The sequence below is a fragment of the Vibrio sp. Vb1554 genome (assembly GCF_033344235.1).
Map to the genome: position 1 here is coordinate 1 of NZ_JAWPOJ010000202.1, position 1,378 is coordinate 1,378.

Annotated in this window: 1 protein-coding gene and 1 pseudogene; one reads left to right on the top strand and one right to left on the bottom strand. The window is 49.2% G+C overall.

Annotated features, from left to right (window positions below; all coding sequences use genetic code 11):
* A partial coding sequence (locus tag R8N28_RS24945) for a sodium:solute symporter family transporter (RefSeq protein ID WP_412079933.1) occupies nt 1-1,042 on the top strand: 1,042 nt, incomplete at its 5' end.
* Between the two features lie 185 nt (nt 1,043-1,227).
* On the opposite strand, the pseudogene R8N28_RS24950 reads toward R8N28_RS24945, so the two are convergent.
* Nucleotides 1,228-1,378 (bottom strand): annotated as a pseudogene (locus R8N28_RS24950) (keto-hydroxyglutarate-aldolase/keto-deoxy-phosphogluconate aldolase); the annotation flags it as partial.

Consider the following 1,378-nt stretch of genomic DNA (forward strand, 5'->3'; position numbering starts at 1 on the left):
ACAAACCATGAGTAATAACCACACCTTGAGCTGCTATCGCTTTCTGACCACCGCCAACGATAAAGACGCCACCAAGGCCGCATTGGTTGCTGGTGTGCTGTTTGTTTTTGCCCCTGTACTGTGGTTTATGCCAGCGTGGTTCGTGGCAGCACAAAACATCGATTTACTGGCGATCTATCCTGCACTAGAGCAGAGTGCGAACAACGCCGCTTATCTTTACTACATCCAGCATTACATGCCTCAAGGTTTACTCGGATTGGTGATGGTGGCATTGGTGGCCGCGACCATTGCGCCGCTTTCATCAGCACACAACCGCAACGCTGGCATTGTGGTCAAAAGCCTCTACCAAGTGTGGTTCAACCCAAATGCTACCAGTCGTCAGCAGTTGATGGTTGGAAAAATTGCGACGATAGTATCTGGCGTATTAGCCACGGTCACAGCTTTACTGCTGGCGTCTGTTGAGTCGTACAGCTTGTTCGACATGATGATTGTGTTCGCGGCGTTCATTCAGATGCCAATCAACATCCCATCTCTGCTTGCGCTTGTCAGTTTGAAAACACCAAACTGGTCGGGATGGGCCACCGTTATGGTCGGATGCGCAGTATCGCTCTTTATGATGTTTATCTTTGATGTACAGTGGCTCTCTTCCTCGCCATTAACGCCAAGAGAAAGCAAAGACCTGTCCGTGGTCGCAACGCTTGCCGTTCATTTACTGGTGACGGGAGGCTTCTTCCTGTCTACTCGGGTCTTTTATGCCAAAGAGTCACCATCAATCCAGCAAAGTCGCACTGCACTTGCGATTCAACTAGCCACACCGATCAGCGACGAGGAGCAGTCCCCTATCAATCATAAGCAAGGACTTTATGTCGGCTCCATCACAACGTTGGCGGGCATGTTACTGATTCTTGCCGGCGTCGTGTTAGCGGGCTCTTCTCAATCCATCTTTGTCGCAATTGGCTGCATTGTGTTGCTGTTTAGCTTGTTCCTACTACAACCTACCCAGCACTCTAAACGTGCTTGGCAGAAACAAAAAACTAAGTAAGTAAATGGGTAAGTAAACCGTATTGGGCGCGTTGTTTTGTGTCGCGCCTAGTGGAAAGCTGGCTTTTTAACTCGCCAAAACTGCACATAAAAAAACGCCTACGGTGGAGCCGCAGGCGTTGGCAAATTGCTCAAAAGATCGTTCGACTATCTACGATAGTTCTCGGCGCTAACCGGGGTGAGGAATTATTCGATAATTCCCGCAACTTCACGAACCAGCTTCGCCAGTTCATCCCATTGCTCGTTGTCAATCAAATCGCCGGGTACCATCCAAGTACCACCACACGCCAAGACTGAAGAAATAGACAAGTAATCTTTAACATTGCTTGGGCTCACG